The sequence below is a fragment of the uncultured Intestinimonas sp. genome, assembly GCF_944387245.1.
Taxonomy (GTDB): domain Bacteria; phylum Bacillota; class Clostridia; order Oscillospirales; family Oscillospiraceae; genus Intestinimonas.
In genome coordinates this window covers 1-15,358 of record NZ_CALXEE010000055.1, presented here as the reverse complement: position 1 = coordinate 15,358, position 15,358 = coordinate 1, and the positions used below count along the sequence as shown (strand labels likewise).

Here is a 15,358-nt window from a genome sequence, read left to right as displayed (position 1 = left end):
TTCGACTATGTCCTCCTCCAGGTGCCCTCCGGCGACGTGTATATCCTGGCCAAGGACCTGGCCGAGTCCGTCTGCAAGGCCGCCCACATTGACTTCGACGCCTGTAAGGTGCTCTGCGAGCTGAAGGGCAGCGAGTTTGAGCTCATGACCGCCAAGCACCCCCTCTTCGACCGGGAGTCCGTCATCCTCAACGGCGAGCACGTCACCCTGGACGCCGGCTCCGGCTGCGTCCACACCGCCCCCGGCTTCGGCGCCGAGGACTTCCAGATCTGCCAGCAGTACGACAAGGCCGGCCTCACCCACATCGGTGTGCCCGTGCCCGTCAACGCCAAGGGCGTCATGACCGACGAGCGCTACAACGGCCAGTTCTACGCCAAGGGCAACGACATGGTGGTGGAGGACCTGGAGAAGGAGGGCTTCCTGGTCGCCAAGGAGCAGATCACCCACTCCTACCCCCACTGCTGGCGCTGCAAGCACCCCATCATCTACCGGGCCACCGAGCAGTGGTTCTGCTCCGTGGAGGCCATCAAGGACACCGCTGTGGCCGCCTGCGACGGCATCCAGTGGCACCCCGGCTGGGGCAAGGACCGCATGATCTCCATGATCTCCGAGCGCAACGACTGGTGCATCTCCCGTCAGCGGGTGTGGGGCGTGCCCATCCCCATCTTCTACTGCGATGACTGCGGCGCCGACATCGTGACCCCCGAGACCATCGCCCACGTGGCCCAGCTCTTCCGTGAGCACGGCTCCAATATCTGGTTCGACAAGGAGGCCAAGGACCTGCTGCCCGAGGGCTTCGTGTGCCCCAAGTGTGGCAAGACCCACTTCTCCAAGGAGACCGACATCATGGACGTGTGGTTCGACTCCGGCTCCACCTGGGCCGCTGTGGCCGCCGAGCGTCCCTACCTGAAGTATCCCGCCGACCTCTACCTGGAGGGCGGCGACCAGTACCGCGGCTGGTTCCAGTCGAGCATGCTCACTTCCATCGCTGTGAACGGCGTGGCTCCCTATAAGCAGATTGCCACCCACGGCTGGACCGTGGACGGCGAGGGCAAGGCCATGCACAAGTCCCTGGGCAACGCCGTCTCCCCCGACGAGGTCATCAAGGAGTACGGCGCCGACATGCTGCGGCTGTGGGTGGCCTCCGCCGACTACACCCAGGACATGCGCATCTCCAAGGAGATCATGAAGCAGCTCTCCCAGGCCTATCTGAAGATCCGCAACACCGCCCGCTACATGCTGGGCAACCTGTGCGACTTCGACCCCGACACCGACGCCGTGGCCCTGGACAAGCTGATGGACCTGGACCGCTACGCCCTCCACGCCCTCAACGAGCTGGTGAAGACCGTCCGGGCCGCCTACGACCGCTACGAGTTCCACGGGGTCTACCGGGCCGTCTACAACTTCTGCGTGGTGGACATGTCCAACTTCTACCTGGACATCATCAAGGACCGGCTCTACTGCGGCAGCGAGACTGAGCGCCGCTCCGCCCAGACCGCCCTTTACTATATCCTGGACGGCATGACCCGCCTCATCGCCCCCATCCTGGCCTTCACCTCCGACGAGATCTGGCACGCCATGAAGCATGCTCAGAGCGTGGACGCCGAGAGCGTGCTGCTCAACGACATGCCCTCCGACAACGCCGCCTTTACCCTGAGCACTGCCGATCAGGAGCGCTGGGGTAAGCTCATCTCCCTGCGCGACGCCGTCAACAAGGCCCTGGAGAACGCCCGCAACGCCGGCGTGTTCAAGAAGGCCCAGGACACCGAGGTCACCCTGTCTGTCTCCGCCGCCGACGCCGCCTTCCTGGCGGGTGTTGACCTGGCCTCCCTGTGCATCGTCTCCAAGGTCACCGTCACCACCGAGACCGTGGAGGGCGAGAAGAACGAGGAGTCCCTCATCCCCTGCACCATCGCCGTCAAGCTGTCCGAGGCCCCCAAGTGCCCCCGCTGCTGGAACCACTGCGATACCATCGGCACCGCCGGTCACCACGCCGAGCTGTGCGACCGCTGCGCCGCTGTGGTGGGCGAGTAATCATAACCCCATAAATCAAAAGAGACGTTCACCGACCGGTGAACGTCTCTTTTTCTATGCGGATGGGGCCGTAGAGGAACTCATATTCCCTGATGTGAAAGCGGAGGAGCTGACGGACGTGGCTGGACAGGGTGCGGTTGGCCTGGGCGGCCAGATAGGCGGCCTTTGCCTTGGTATCCCGGTCCACCTGAACGGAGATGGTCTGGTCTTTTTTCGGATAAGACATATTCCTCACTCCTTTTGTATCTATATAATATCATATAGATATACCATGTCAATATCTTTTTGTATCTTTTAGAACTATTGAGACAATACCAAAAGGCAGATATGATGGTAGCATCTATTAGAGTCATAAGGAGTGACCATGATGTCTGTGCAGGCCAATCCCTATCCCCTGCGGCTGGAAAAAGAGCATATGGACAAGATCCGTGTGCTGGCCAAGGAGGGCCGCCGCTCCATCAATATGCAGCTGTGTATTGCTGTGGAGAGTTACTTGAAGGAATACGAACAGGAACACGGGGAGATCGTGACCGAGGAGTAGGGGAGGCTTTTGGCCGCCCGCCGTGACAGCATAGTATTTCCTTTGTGTGGGGCACGGCGTCGTCGGGGCAAAGTCCGCACCGCTCACCCCGTCCTGACGGTCAGGTCTCGCTCGGCTCCCTTGTCCCTCCTCTCCCCAGAAAAGCGCTGCGCGCTTTCCCGGGGCCCCTGATTGCGCGCCAAACCACGTTACAAAGTTCTCTCTGTTCTCAGAGAGGAATGGCCTCCGGCGGGCCCCTTTCTGAATGACCAGAAAGGGGCGAAAGAGTCAGTCGGGAAGGGGGGATTTCGATTTCCCCCCTTCCCGACACCCAACCCCCTTGAAACGACCAAACACAGGGGGGAGCTGCGGCTCCCCCCTATTGGATGTACCCCCCGGGGCTGTTCTACTGCTACGCCACTTGCACCGTCGGCTTACTCCGTAAAGCCGCCGGTGCTCCGGCGTAGGGGCGGCGATCAGCCGCCCGGCGGACCCGGGACAGCGGGAGCGTCCGCTTGACAGAGTGTGAAAAATCGGATAGGATGGGGCTGAAAAGGCCCGGATAAAAACAGGGGGAAGGGGGCGGGACATATGAAAGGGTATACCGGCCGCCGGAGCGGGTGGAAGTGGGGGCTACTGATCCTGGCCGTGGCGCTGATCCTGGCGGGCGTCCTGGGCTTCCGGTGGTGGAATGGGCAGAGCCGTACCGTGGCCATGTCCGACCAGGAGCGGGAGACCTACGGCCTTTACCGGGTGACCCCGCCCGACGGGGAGAGCGCCGCCCTTACCTCGGAAGGGCTGCTGACACACTGTACCCCAGAAACCACGGAGGTGCTGGACAACAACGGCCAGCCTCTGGAGACGGTCACCTATACCTCCGATGTGCTGGAGGACTGGCTGCCGGACTGCCGGGCGCTGCGGGGGATCTCCGGCCTGGACGGGCTCCTGTATATCGTCTATGACACGGAAGAAGGCCAGGAGGTGTGGCTCACCTATGGGGCGGAGGGCCTCGCGGAGCAGCTGGTCTACGAGCCGGATACAGACACCCTCTACCAGCCGGTGATGGGAGAGAAGACCTTCCACTTCCGGCAAGGAAAATAGCGGAACGGCACCGGACCATAGCCGGGGCGGCAAAGGCCGCCCCGGCTGTTTGCGCACTGGATGCGTCCGGGAAGCCACACTCCACAATAGAGGTAATATCAGTCAGCGCCTCCACATCACAATGCCCGCCCACGCAGGCGGCGAAAAAAGTGGGGATAGAACCACGGCCTTTCCCTGTTCCACCGACGGAGTCTCCTGTGGACGGTGCTGGCCCTCAACGGGGGCGTAAAGCCGGGCCGCCGGATTCCTATTTGGGACCACTCAACCCACCTAGAGGCCCCTTTTTCTTTGGATTCCAAAACCGTTCTTTTTCCAGCAGGGAAGCGAAACGGATTTTGAACCGTCTCTCTCGTCCTTTCACGTAACAGAAAGGCAAAGAAACGGGATGCAAACCTTGCTGTAAGGCTTCCCCTCATCCGGCCTTTCGGGCCACCACGGGTCAAGGAAGAAGTGATTTCTTCTGACTGTCCACCGGACAGTCAGACTCCCTGGGGAAGGCTTGCGGGCGGATGATATCCGCCCCTCCCCCCACCTTTACGATGTGGCGCCGTGGGCGCGTCTGGGAAGCCGCGCCCCACTTTTTTGACTTTTCACCAAATAGTCAGGCCCCCAGGGGAAGGCTCTGGGGGGCCTTGATCTGCCCAAAACGCAAAAAACGCGGGACCGTTTCAAACGGTCCCGCGTTTTATGTATGCTCACTTGATCTCGTAGTCCTTCCCGAACTGAAGGTGTTCGAGATCAATGCTCAGGCGCTTGGTGGGCTCCTCGTCCTCCGGCTCCGTGGCCTTGACCGGCTGCGCCATCTCAGCGGCCCGGCGCTCCGGGGCCACCTTGACCTTCCGCTCGGTCTCACCGTCATGGTCCGCAAAGGTGGCGGTGAGGTCGCTGTAAAGTCCGCCGGGGCGCTCATCCTCCTGAGGAATGTCGTCCTCCTCCTCGGCCTGGGCCGGAGCGGAGACCTCCTCCTGGGCAATGCGGTCCACGGTGGCCTGGATCTCCTCGGCGGCGGCCTCCACCGGGTCGGCGGGGGCGGCAGGCTCGGGGGTCAGCTTGCTCAGACTCCCCAGGTAGTCCAGCTCGTGCTGGTAGAGCTCCTTGAGCTTGGCCACATAGGCGGTGGTGGCGTTCCGGGCGGCGGTGAGCCGCAACTGTTCGGCCTCCACCTCACGGCGCAGACCCTGGACACGGGCCCTGGCCTCCTCCTCCGCCTGATGTACCATGGTCTCCTTGCTCTCCTGGGCCTCTTTCACGATCTCATCGGCCATCCGCTGGGCGGTGAGCAGGGTCTTGCGCATGGCCTCCTCGGTGGAGCGGTACTCCTCCACCTTGTCCACCAGCACTTTCATCTTGCTCTTGAGGACGGCGTTCTCCTTGTAGAGCGTGGTATAGTCCTCGGTGAGCTGGTCCAGAAACTCGTCCACCATGGCCATATTGTAGCCGCCAAAGCCCGCCTTGGCAAAGGCGTGCTCGGAGACCTCCTGCGGCGTCAGCATAAAGGGTCACTCCCCGCTATTATAATCTCTTTTTGGTCGTCGTCGGCGCACCGGGGCGCCAGAACGATATGTTAGAAGTAGAGACCGTTGTTCTCCAGTTCGTCGATGAGATCGCCCAGAATGTCCGCCCCACCCAATGCTGGGCATCGTGCGGGGGCCCCGATTTTTTCATCTGCGCGGGCGAAATGAATTCGCCCGGCATCAAGGTTTTGGCTGCACCAAAACGCTTGGGACGCCGGACTTCCGGCGAGACAATGTGGACAATACTCTCCTGAAGCGGAGCTTAGAAGTACAGGCCGTTGTTCTCCAGCTCGTCGATGAGATCGCCCAGAATGTCCACGTTGTAGGGGGTGATGATGTAGGTGGAGATGGCCACCTTCTTGATCTTGCCCTCGTTGGCGTAGGCCACGCCGGAGAGGAAGTCCAGCAGACGCCGGGCGATGTCCTTGTTGGTCTGCTCCAGGTTGAGGACCACGGTGCGCTTCTCCCGCAGGTGGTCGGCGATCTCGGCGGCGTTCTCAAAGCGGTCGGGCTTCACCAGCACCACCTGGAGCTGGGTGGTGGTGTGGATGTTGACCACCTTGTTGCTCCGGCGGGGCTCCGGCTCGGCGGCGTAGATGGCGCCGGTGCTCTCACGGATGTCCCGGATCTTGTCCTTGCGCTCGGTGCGGGGGGCAGGGGCGTCATAGTCGTCGAACTCCTCATCGTCTTCCTCGTCCTCATAGGGACGGGCCAGACGCTTGATCTCATCAATGAATCCCATAGCGGTAACTTCCTTTCGTTCTTCCTCACGCTGCCGGTCCCGGCAGGTTCAGGGGTGCATGGGGGGCCGGGGACCAAAGAGGGCGGTCCCCACCCGCACCAGGGTGGCGCCTTCCCGGATGGCGTCCTCATAATCGCCGCTCATACCCATGGACAGACAGTCTATATCAGTGTCATTATCCCCTATTTGACGTCTTATGTCAACATAAAGCTGCCGGGTAGCGGCAAAAAATCTCCGGTTGTCACCGGGCTGGGCGGCCACGGGCGGGATGGCCATAAGGCCCCGGAGCCGCACATGGGGCAGGTCCATGGCCTGGCGGGCCAGGGCGGGCAGGTCCTCGGGGAGACAGCCCCCCTTGCTCTCCTCCCGGCCGATGTTGACCTCCAGCAGGACGTCCTGGACCAGGTTGAGCTTTTCGGCCTGGCGCTCAATGGCCTCCAGGAGCCGGGGGGAGTCCACGGACTCAATGAGGTCCACCCGGCCCACCACGAACCGGACCTTGTTGGTCTGCAAATGGCCGATGAAGTGGATCTTGGCGCCGTCGTAGGCGTAGTCGTCCAGATGCCCGGTGAGCTCCTGGACCCGGTTCTCGCCGCAGACGGCGATACCGGCGGCGATGGCCGCCCGGATGGTGTCCGAGGTCTGGACCTTGGTGGCGGCCACCAGGGTGATCTCCGCCGGGTCCCGTCCGGCCTCCAGGGCGGCCCGGGCCATATTGGCCTTTACCCGGGCAATATTTTCTTCCAGTGACATGGTGCGTTCCCTCCTGTCTTTCTCTGGGATCATTTGGTCATGACCTTGCCGTCGTAGAGCTCGTCCGAGGAGACGATGACCTGGTCTCCGGTGCGGAAGGCGGTCTTGAGCTGGTTGTCGGTGGGCACGTCGGGGAGCACCGCCTGGACCAGGTAGTAGTCGCCGTCGTCGGCCAGGATCTCCACCGCCTTGAACTCGGCCTGAGCGGCGGTGAGGACATAGACGCCGATGACCTGCCTGGTGGAGACGGCTCCCGTCTCCGGGTCGGTGACCTCCCGGTTCTCGGTGCGCACCGCCTTCTTGGGTACCCGGATGCCGCTCAGGCTGTTAAAGACGATGTCCACCGTCTGCTTGCGGAGCATGCTGGTGTCGGCCAGGTTCCGGGTGGAGGAGAGGATCACCAGGCAGGCGTTGTCCTGGGCCTCGTCCACCCGCTCGATCTTCATGGACACCTCGCCGGACCAGTCCCGGGAGAAGCGCACGGTCACAGACCGGCCAGCCACCAGCCGCTCGGCCACCTCCGGGGAGACGGTGGTGGCCAGGTACCACTTGGAGTTGGTGATGAGCTTGCCCACGGCCCCGGCGGGGGCGGTGGGGTCCTGGGTCATGAGCTGCTTGAGGCCGGCGGCGGTGAGGGTCTCCAGCATGTCGGGGTAGAGGGTGGACTCGTAGCCGTCGGCCATGGCGGAGAAGGTGCCCGAGCAGGGGGCGTATACGGTGGTGGTGTCCAGGGCGGAGGCGCTCTGGAGGGCCTGGATCTGGCCGCCCAGGGCGGTGATGGCGGCGGAGAGCTCGTCCACCCCGGCGTCGCTGGCGTAGCCGTGGCGGATGACCAGGCTCTTGAAGGAGAGGGACTGCTCCTCCAGGCTGGTGAGGTCGCCGTAGGCGGCGGCCGTCCGCAGGCCCACCATGGCGTCCACAATGCTCTGGTCCAGGTGGCTGGCGTCGGAGCTGTCCTGGCCCTGGAGGGCGTATTTGAGCTGTTCCTCCTCCAGCATCAGGGTGCGCAGCTGGCGGCGGCGGTCCAGGGCGCTCTCGTCCTGGTAGAGGTAGGCCACGGCGGCCCCGGCGCGGACCTTCTCCCCCTGGTCGGGGAGCACGTCCACAATGGCGGCGGTCTGGCCGGTGACCACCGTCTCGGCCCGGATGAGCAGTCCGGTGGCCTCAACGGCGTCGTCCACCGTGTGGGCGTAGGTGGTCACGGTGTAGGTCCGGTCATCCAGGCTGCGGAGAACGGAGAAGAGAAGATAGGCGCACACCATGAAGAACATGAGAACGATCATGATGCGGGTGATGACGGTACCCTGTTTCATAGGTCAAGATCCTCGATTTCTGCCCATTCCCTCCCCCGCCGGGCGGTCAGCCCTCCTGGGCCGTCTCCCCCTCCAGGGGCACCGCCCGCTCCGGGACGATGGTGGAAATGGCGTGCTTGTAAATGATCTGCTGCTTGTTGTCGGTCATGAGGACCACCACGAAGGAGTCAAAGCCGGTGATGATCCCCCGGAGCTGGTAGCCGTTCATGAGGAAGAGGGTCACCCCCATCCGGCTGCGGCGGGCCCGGGTGAGAAAGGTGTCCTGAAGGTTGAATCTGGTCTGCATGGTATGTACACTCCTCTTTCTGTTGGAATGTACCCATCATATACCAAATTCTTCCATATATGCTGTCACTTTCTGTCGGCCCAGGGCCAGGTCGGGGGTATTTTCCCAGGTGACCCAGCGGATGTCCGGGGTGCGGCGGAACCAGGTGAGCTGCCGCTTGGCGTACTGCCGGGAGCGGAGCTTGACCTCGGCCACCGCCTGGAAAACGGGCTCCTCCCCCCGGAGGGCGGCGGCGAACTCCTTGTAGCCGATGGCCTGCATGGCGGTGGCGGTGGGGGGCACGCCGGAGGTGAGGAGGTTCCGGACCTCCTCTTCCAGGCCCGCCTCCATCATCAGGTCTACCCGGCGGTCGATGCGCTCCCACATGTCCTCCCGCCGGGCGAAATTGAGGCACACCCGCCGGGCGTCGTATTTGGGGGGCAGGCTCCGGGTCCGCTCGTCGTGGGCGGTGATGGTTTCCCCCGTCTCATACCACACCTCCAGGGCCCGGAGGATGCGCTTTTCATCGTTGGGGTGAAGCTTCTCCGCCCGGTCCGGGTCGATGCGCCGGAGCTCTTCGTGGAGGGCGGGCAGGCCCTCCTCCCGGGCCCGGGCCTGGAGCCTTTCCCGCCAGGCGCCAGTGAAGGGGGCAAAGTCCCGGCCGGCGATGAGGTTGTCGATGTAGAGGCCGGTGCCACCCACCACGATGGGGAGCTTGCCACGGGCGAGGATGTCCCCGACGCAGGCGTCGGCGTCGTGGACGTACCGGGCCACGGAGTAGTCCTCCGCCGGGTCGGCCACATCCAGCATGTGGTGGGGCACGCCACCCATCTCCTCCGCCGTGGGCTTGGCGGTGCCGATGTCCATGCCCCGGTAGATCTGCATGGAGTCGGCGGAGACCACCTCGCCGTCCAGGGCCTGGGCCAGGGCCACCCCCAGGGCGGTTTTGCCCGAGGCCGTGGGGCCGCAGATGACCAGCAGCTTGGGTCGATGTTCCATGGAGACCTCCTTTCGGGGTGATGGGGTGGTTTGACGGGAAAACTGGGTAGGGCCGGATGAGGGGGCGTTAAGTGTTCCCTCAAGGAACGGTCAAAGACCGTTTCTTTTTCCCTGCTGGAAAAAGAACGGTTTTTGGAATCCAAAAAAAGGGGCTCCCGTGTGGGTTGAGTGGCTCCAAATAGAAATCCGGCGGCCCGTCTTTACGCCCCCCATAGAGCACCAGCACCGTCCACAGGTGACTCCGCCGGTGGAACAGAGAAAAGCCGTGGTTCTATCCCCACTTTTTTCGCCGCCTGCGTGGGTGGGTGTCGGGACATGGTGGCGCTGACTGGGATTGCCGTTGCTGCGGCGTGGGTGACGTTAATCGCCGCGTGAGTGGCATCGCGGCGCACCCTCATCCGGCGGCTGCGCCGCCACCTTCCCCCTTGGAGGGGGAAGGTAAGAGAAAGTGCTGCCTGTAAAACCTTCCCCCCTGAGGGGGGGAGGTGCTCCAGTGCGCACACTGGAGCGGATGAGGGGCGTTTCGTCAGCCCTTATGCCCGCTTGAAGAGCTTTTCCAGCTGGGCCTTGGTGAGCTCCACGGCCACGGGGCGGCCGTGGGGACAGTATTTGACCTCCCCCGACATGACGGCCTGGGCCACCCGCTCCAGCTCGGCGGGGCCGTTTTTCTGCCCCCCCTTGATGGCGGCCTTGCAGGCCATGGTGGCCAGCAGGTGGTCCCGCACGCCGTCGGGGTCGGTCCGCCGGGCGGACAGCAGGTCCCCGGCCAGCTCCAGGAGGGTGGCCTCCACCTCCCCGGCGTCCACATAGTCGGGGCACTGGCGGACCACCACCGCCCCGCCGCCGAAGTCCTCGCAGGAGAAGCCGAACCGCTCCAGCTCCTCGGTGTGCTCCAGCAGGGCGGCGCACTCCTCCGGGGCGGGGGTGAACACCACCGGCGTCAGGAGCAGCTGCACCATGGGGGTGTACCCCGCCGCCTTCAGCCTGTCGAAGTTCATCCGCTCGTGGGCGGCGTGCTTGTCGATGAAAAAGGCTTTCTCCCCCTGCTCCACCAGAACGTAGGTCTGGAAGAGCTCGCCCCGGACGGTCCAGGGCTCCGGTTCAGGTTCCGGCTGGAGCTCCGGTTCGGGCTCCGGCTGAGGGGTGGGTTCCGGATGGGTGATTTGGGGTTCCGGTTTCGCAGCCGGGACGGGATCGGCCACCGGCTCCGGCGCGGCCTGGACAACGGGTGTGGGCACCGTCTCCGGCTCCGGCGTGGGCGCTGCCGTGGGGACGGCCTCCTCCTTTACCGGCTCCGGCTTCACCGGGGCGGGCTCTGTAAAGACCGGCTTTGCAAAGTCATGGATGGGCATTCCACCCGTCTGCCGCACCGGGGGGACCGCCTCCCGCCGGGGAGGCTCCGTTTTGGGCCGGGCCGGAGCCCAGGTCTTGGGCTGGTTCCGGGTCTGGACGGCCCGGCGGTACTCCTCCGACGACAGGTTGAGGAAGGTCTGATTGGGGGTGACGGTGTCGTGCCCGGCGGGCTTTCTGGGGGCGTCCAGGTGGGCCTGTGGGGGCTTGGCGTTGGCCTCCAGCGCCCCCAGCACGGCGTGGTAGACGGCGTCGAAGATCTTCTTCTCACTGACGAACTTGACCTCGGTCTTGGCGGGGTGGACGTTGACGTCCACCCCGTTGAGCCGGGTGGTGAGGTGGAGGACGCAGGCGGGAAACTTGCCCACCATGCGCTGGTTCTGGTAGGCCTGCTCCAGGGCGGCCATGAGGAGGCGGGACTTGATGAAGCGGCCGTTGACGAAGAAGAACTGGTAGTTCCGGGAGCCCCGGCAGCAGGCGGGCAGGGAGGCGAAGCCCTCCACGGTGACGGCGTCCTCGCCGGAGCCCTTCACGGGGAGCATGCCCAGGGCCAGCTCCCGGCCCAGCACGGCGTAGAGGGCGGACTGGAGCTTGCCGTCCCCGGGGGTGAGGAGCTCCTGTCTGCCGTCCCGAAGAAATTTGAAGGAGACGCCGGGCCGGGCCAGGGCCTCCCGCTGGACGGCGGCAAAGACGGCGGCCCCCTCGGCGGTGTCCTTTTTCATGAACTTGAGTCGGGCGGGGGTGTTGTAGAAGAGGTCCCGCACCACCATGGTGGTGCCCTGGGGGCAGCCGGCCTCCTCCCTGCCGGTGACCACGCCGCCCTCTAAGGTGAGGGCCACCCCCAGGTCGTTGCCCTGGGCCCGGGTGAGCACTTCGATGCGGGACACGGCGGCGATGGCGGCCAGAGCCTCGCCCCGGAAGCCCAGGGTGCCGATGGCGGCCAGGTCGTGCTCGGTGCGCACCTTGCTGGTGGCGTGACGGAGGAAGGCGGTCTCCACGTCGGCGGGGGGGATGCCGCAGCCGTTGTCGGTCACCCGGATGTAGGACATACCGCCGTGCTGGATCTCCACGGTGACGGCGGCGGCGCCGGCGTCGATGGCGTTTTCCAGCAGCTCCTTCACCACCGAGGCGGGGCGCTCCACCACCTCGCCGGCGGCGATGAGGTCGGCCACGTGGCTGTCCAGGACTTGAATGTGGGGCATGGTGTCACCAGCTTTCTGCGGAGAGGATCAGAGGAGGGACATGGCCAGGCTCAGGCCGTTGAGGGCCATGTGGAGGGCGATGGCCGACCAGATGGAGCCGCCCTTGTCGTAGCACCAGGTGAGGGCGGCGCTCATGGGGAGGTAGCGGATCAGCAGGAGCAGACAGGCGGGGTCGGGGCCCATGGGGGTCCACACGAAGGGGAGGACGCAGAAGAGGCCGTAGCCCAGGATGGACACGGCGAAGGCCAGGCTCCGGCTGTACTGCCGCAGGCTGCCGAAGAGGAGCCCCCGGAAGAGGACCTCCTCCATGATGGGCATGAGGAGGACCAGTACGGCCACGGTGGCGGGGGGCGAGAGGAAAAAGGAGTCGGCATAGGAGGCGGAGTTGGGGTCCTCCACCGGCAGGGGGAGGAGGGAAAAGAGGACCTGGAGGACGCCGCCCCCCACCAGACCGGCCAGAAAGGCGGTGAGGTTCTCGGGCAGGTCGTCCAGGAGGATGTCGAAGCCCTGGCGCAGGAAGCTCCAGAAGAGGAGCAGGGTGGCGCACAGGAGGAGGAAGTAATAGATGAGGCTGAACTCGGGGGCCTGGAGGAAGAAGTCAAAGCGCTGGCTCAGCAGCATCTGGAGCCATCCCATGACCAGGGGGAAGACCAGCAGGTAGAGGACAAAAAACACCCAGCCCCGGCAGAATTCCGACGGGGTGAAGCGGGCTTTCCACTGTCGTTTGGGGTACATGGGAAGGGCCTCCTTCGGGTGTGGTGGGGAGGATGCCGCCACGGGAGAATGACGGAAATCGCCCCCGGTGTCTCCCCTCATCCGGCATGGCCTGCGGCCATGCCACCTTCCCCCAGGGGAAGGCTCCGGGCGGTGATTACAGTAATTTCTTCAGCTCATAGACCAGATTGAGGGCCTCGATGGGGGTAAGGGTGTCCAGGTTGGTCTGCCGCAGGCGCTGGGCCACCTGGTTTGCCCCCATGTCCAGGAAGGACACCTGGTCGTCGGCGGGGGCCTGGACGGGGGCGGGGGCGGGAGCCCCCTGGCTCTCCAGCTGGGCCAGAATGTCCCGGGACCGGCGGATGACCCGGTCGGGCACCCCGGCCAGGGAGGCCACCTCGATGCCGTAGCTCTGGTCGGCGGGGCCGGGGACGATTTTCCGGAGGAAGATGACGTCGTCCTTCCGCTTCTTGGCGGCCACGTTGTAGTTCTTTACCCCGGGGATCTCCCCCTCCAGGCAGGTGAGCTCATGGTAGTGGGTGGCGAAGAGGGTCTTGCACCCCAGGCGGCGCTTGTCGGCGCAGTACTCCAGCACCGCCCGGGCGATGGCCATGCCGTCGTAGGTAGAGGTGCCCCGGCCGATCTCGTCCAGGATGAGGAGGCTCTTGGCGGTGGCGTTCTTCAGAAGCTCGGCCACCTCGGTCATCTCCACCATAAAGGTGGACTGGCCGGCGGCGAGATCGTCGCTGGCGCCGATGCGGGTAAAGACCCGGTCCACCACGCCGATGCGGGCGCTCTTGGCGGGGACGAAGGCCCCCATCTGGGCCATGAGCACCGTGAGGGCGGTCTGGCGCATGTAGGTGGACTTGCCCGCCATGTTGGGGCCGGTGATGATGGCCACCAGGTTGTCCTTTCCGTCCAGGTGGACGTCGTTGGGGACGAAGAGGGCGTCCTTGAGCACCTTCTCCACCACCGGGTGGCGACCCTCCACGATATCCAGACGGTCGGAGAGGTCCACCTCCGGCTTGCAGTAGCGGCCCTCGGCGGCCACAGCGGCGAAGGAGAGGAGCACGTCCACCTGGGCCACGGCGGCGGCGGTGCGCTGGACGGCGTCCACCTGGGCGGCGGCGGCCTCCCGGAGCTGGCAGAAGAGCTCGTACTCCAGGGCGGTGAGCTTGTCCTGGGCGGAGAGGATGGTGTGCTCCATCTCCTTGAGCTCCTGGGTGATGAAGCGCTCGCAGTTGACCAGGGTCTGCTTGCGGATGTAGTCCTCGGGGACCTGGTCGTAGTAGGACTTGGAGACCTCGATGTAGTAGCCAAAAACCTTGTTGTAGCCCACCTTCAGGCTCTTGATGCCGGTGCGCTCCTTCTCCCGGGCCTCCACCTGGGCCACCATGCCCTTGCCGTTGGTCTGGATGTCCCGGAGGTAGTCCACGTCGGCGTTCCAGCCCCCCCGGATAAAGCCGCCCTCCCGGACGGAGAAGGGGGGCTCCTCCACCAGGGCCCGATCCAGGGTGTCCCGGAGGGCGGGCAGGTCGTCCATGGCCTCCCGGAGGACGGTGAGGAGGGACGAGGAGAAGGGGGAGAGCAGCTCCCGGAGCCGGGGCAGCTTCCCCAGGCCGGAGGAGAGGGCGGTGAGGTCACGGGCCCCGGCGGTGCCGTAGACGATGCGGCCGATGAGCCGCTCCAGGTCGGTGACCTCCCGGAGGCAGGCGGAGAGCTCCTGGCGGGCGATGGCGTCCCCCACCAGCTCCTCCACGGCGTCCAGCCGCTTGTTGATCTGGGCGGGAGACAGGAGGGGCCGCTCCATCCAGGAGCGGATGAGCCGCCCGCCCATGGCGGTGCGGGTCTTGTCCAGCACCCACAGGAGGGAGCCCTTCTTTTCCTTGCCCCGGAGGGTCTCGGTGAGCTCCAGGTTCCGCCGGGCGGTGAGGTCCAGCTCCATGAACTCGCCGCCGGCGGTGTAGTGGAAGGCGGTGAGGTGGGAGAGGTCGGTCTTTTGAGTGTCATAGAGGTAGGTGAGCATGCCGCCGCAGGCCCGGACGGCGTACTCCCCCTCCGGGGGCAGGTTGTCCAGCCCCGAGCGGAACTGCTTCTGGCACAGCTCCAGGGCCCGGCCGGGGGCGAAGTCGGCCTCGTTCCCCTGCTCGCACCGGCACTCCAGCCGGGCTTTCAGGAAGTCCCGCAGGTCCTTGCAGTCCCAGGCGGCGGCGTCCAGCACGGCCTCCCGGGGGGAGAACCGGCCCAGCTCGTTGGTGAGGTGCTCCTCCCAGCCCGGCCCGGCGAAGGCGGCGGCGGACACCTCGCCGGTGGAGATGTCGCAGAAGCAGACCCCGGCGGCCTCCCCGTCCAGGCAGACGGCGGCGATGAAGTTGTTCTTCCCCTCCTCCAGCATGGAGGACTCGATGAGGGTGCCGGGGGTGACGATGCGGATGATGTCCCGGTCCACCAGGCCCTTGGCGGTGGCAGGGTCCTCCATCTGCTCGCAGATGGCCACCTTGTAGCCCTTGGCGATGAGCCGGGAGAGGTAGGCCTCCACCGAGTGGTAGGGCACGCCGCACATGGGGGTGCGCTGCTCGGGGGGCTTGTTCCGGTCCCGGGTGGTGAGGGTGAGGTCCAGCTCCTGGGACACCAGCTTGGCGTCCTCGTTGAACATCTCGTAAAAGTCCCCCAGCCGGAACATGAGGATGCAGTCCGGGTGCTCCGCCTTCATCTGGAGGTATTGTTTCATCATGGGGGTGACTTCGGCGGGCATTGGGATTCCTCCTCTGGAAAGTAAGGTAAAGATCATGGAGACGGTCTGTGCCGCTGTCTGGAGAACCATCTCTCTTGTTGTGGGGCGCGACGACCC

13 protein-coding genes are annotated in these 15,358 nt (G+C 65.0%); 3 read left to right on the top strand and 10 right to left on the bottom strand.

Going from position 1 to position 15,358, the window contains the following annotated elements; genetic code table 11:
- On the top strand, positions 1-2,034 hold a 2,034-nt coding region (gene ileS, locus Q0K15_RS08020), incomplete at its 5' end, for an isoleucine--tRNA ligase (RefSeq protein ID WP_294515025.1).
- A 28-nt stretch (positions 2,035-2,062) separates the two neighbouring features.
- Here the strand turns inward: ileS and Q0K15_RS08015 are convergent.
- Positions 2,063-2,260 (bottom strand): hypothetical protein, encoded by a 198-nt coding sequence (locus Q0K15_RS08015; protein WP_294515023.1) that lies wholly within the window; start codon positions 2,258-2,260, stop codon positions 2,063-2,065.
- Positions 2,261-2,401: 141 nt separating this feature from the next.
- On the opposite strand from Q0K15_RS08015, the gene Q0K15_RS08010 reads away from it, so the two are divergent.
- The gene (locus Q0K15_RS08010; protein ID WP_294515021.1) at positions 2,402-2,575 is read left to right on the top strand and encodes a hypothetical protein; all 174 of its coding nucleotides are present in this window, start codon (positions 2,402-2,404) and stop codon (positions 2,573-2,575) included.
- A gap of 570 nt (positions 2,576-3,145) precedes the next feature.
- A complete protein-coding gene (locus Q0K15_RS08005; protein WP_294515019.1) occupies positions 3,146-3,655 on the top strand; it encodes a hypothetical protein in 510 nt (169 codons plus the stop codon).
- 695 nt (positions 3,656-4,350) lie between these two features.
- On the opposite strand, the gene Q0K15_RS08000 is transcribed toward Q0K15_RS08005, so the two are convergent.
- From Q0K15_RS08000 to mutS, 9 genes are all read right to left on the bottom strand, one after another.
- Positions 4,351-5,148: a DivIVA domain-containing protein gene (locus Q0K15_RS08000; RefSeq protein WP_294515017.1), complete on the bottom strand. Its 798-nt coding sequence runs from the start codon at positions 5,146-5,148 to the stop codon at positions 4,351-4,353.
- A 283-nt stretch (positions 5,149-5,431) separates the two neighbouring features.
- Entirely contained in the window at positions 5,432-5,911 is a 480-nt protein-coding gene (locus Q0K15_RS07995) for a cell division protein SepF (protein WP_294515014.1), read from the bottom strand.
- 48 nt (positions 5,912-5,959) lie between these two features.
- Positions 5,960-6,664, bottom strand: a complete 705-nt coding sequence (locus tag Q0K15_RS07990) for a YggS family pyridoxal phosphate-dependent enzyme (protein WP_294515012.1) — start codon at positions 6,662-6,664, stop codon at positions 5,960-5,962.
- A 29-nt stretch (positions 6,665-6,693) separates the two neighbouring features.
- A complete protein-coding gene (locus Q0K15_RS07985; RefSeq protein WP_294515010.1) occupies positions 6,694-7,977 on the bottom strand; it encodes an HlyD family efflux transporter periplasmic adaptor subunit in 1,284 nt (427 codons plus the stop codon).
- A gap of 46 nt (positions 7,978-8,023) precedes the next feature.
- Entirely contained in the window at positions 8,024-8,263 is a 240-nt protein-coding gene (gene hfq, locus Q0K15_RS07980; RefSeq protein WP_294515008.1) for an RNA chaperone Hfq, read from the bottom strand.
- Between the two features lie 36 nt (positions 8,264-8,299).
- Positions 8,300-9,241: a tRNA (adenosine(37)-N6)-dimethylallyltransferase MiaA gene (miaA, locus tag Q0K15_RS07975; protein ID WP_294515006.1), complete on the bottom strand. Its 942-nt coding sequence runs from the start codon at positions 9,239-9,241 to the stop codon at positions 8,300-8,302.
- A 533-nt stretch (positions 9,242-9,774) separates the two neighbouring features.
- Positions 9,775-11,793 (bottom strand): DNA mismatch repair endonuclease MutL, encoded by a 2,019-nt coding sequence (mutL, locus tag Q0K15_RS07970; RefSeq protein ID WP_294515004.1) that lies wholly within the window; start codon positions 11,791-11,793, stop codon positions 9,775-9,777.
- Positions 11,794-11,820: 27 nt separating this feature from the next.
- Positions 11,821-12,528 carry a type II CAAX endopeptidase family protein gene (locus Q0K15_RS07965; RefSeq protein ID WP_294515001.1) on the bottom strand — a complete coding sequence of 236 codons (708 nt, stop codon included), beginning with the start codon at positions 12,526-12,528 and terminating at the stop codon, positions 11,821-11,823.
- Between the two features lie 136 nt (positions 12,529-12,664).
- The gene (mutS, locus tag Q0K15_RS07960) at positions 12,665-15,262 is read right to left on the bottom strand and encodes a DNA mismatch repair protein MutS (protein WP_294514999.1); all 2,598 of its coding nucleotides are present in this window, start codon (positions 15,260-15,262) and stop codon (positions 12,665-12,667) included.
- Positions 15,263-15,358: the final 96 nt, after the last annotated feature.

Coding starts and splice junctions, on each gene's coding strand:
- miaA (WP_294515006.1), bottom strand. CDS start 9,241: ATGGAACATCGACCCAAGCTGCTGGTCATCTGCGGCCCCACGGCCTCG.
- Q0K15_RS07995 (WP_294515014.1), bottom strand. CDS start 5,911: ATGGGATTCATTGATGAGATCAAGCGTCTGGCCCGTCCCTATGAGGAC.
- Q0K15_RS08010 (WP_294515021.1), top strand. CDS start 2,402: ATGTCTGTGCAGGCCAATCCCTATCCCCTGCGGCTGGAAAAAGAGCAT.
- Q0K15_RS08005 (WP_294515019.1), top strand. CDS start 3,146: ATGAAAGGGTATACCGGCCGCCGGAGCGGGTGGAAGTGGGGGCTACTG.
- mutL (WP_294515004.1), bottom strand. CDS start 11,793: ATGCCCCACATTCAAGTCCTGGACAGCCACGTGGCCGACCTCATCGCC.
- Q0K15_RS07990 (WP_294515012.1), bottom strand. CDS start 6,664: ATGTCACTGGAAGAAAATATTGCCCGGGTAAAGGCCAATATGGCCCGG.
- Q0K15_RS08000 (WP_294515017.1), bottom strand. CDS start 5,148: ATGCTGACGCCGCAGGAGGTCTCCGAGCACGCCTTTGCCAAGGCGGGC.
- Q0K15_RS07985 (WP_294515010.1), bottom strand. CDS start 7,977: ATGAAACAGGGTACCGTCATCACCCGCATCATGATCGTTCTCATGTTC.
- Q0K15_RS07965 (WP_294515001.1), bottom strand. CDS start 12,528: ATGTACCCCAAACGACAGTGGAAAGCCCGCTTCACCCCGTCGGAATTC.
- hfq (WP_294515008.1), bottom strand. CDS start 8,263: ATGCAGACCAGATTCAACCTTCAGGACACCTTTCTCACCCGGGCCCGC.
- Q0K15_RS08015 (WP_294515023.1), bottom strand. CDS start 2,260: ATGTCTTATCCGAAAAAAGACCAGACCATCTCCGTTCAGGTGGACCGG.
- mutS (WP_294514999.1), bottom strand. CDS start 15,262: ATGCCCGCCGAAGTCACCCCCATGATGAAACAATACCTCCAGATGAAG.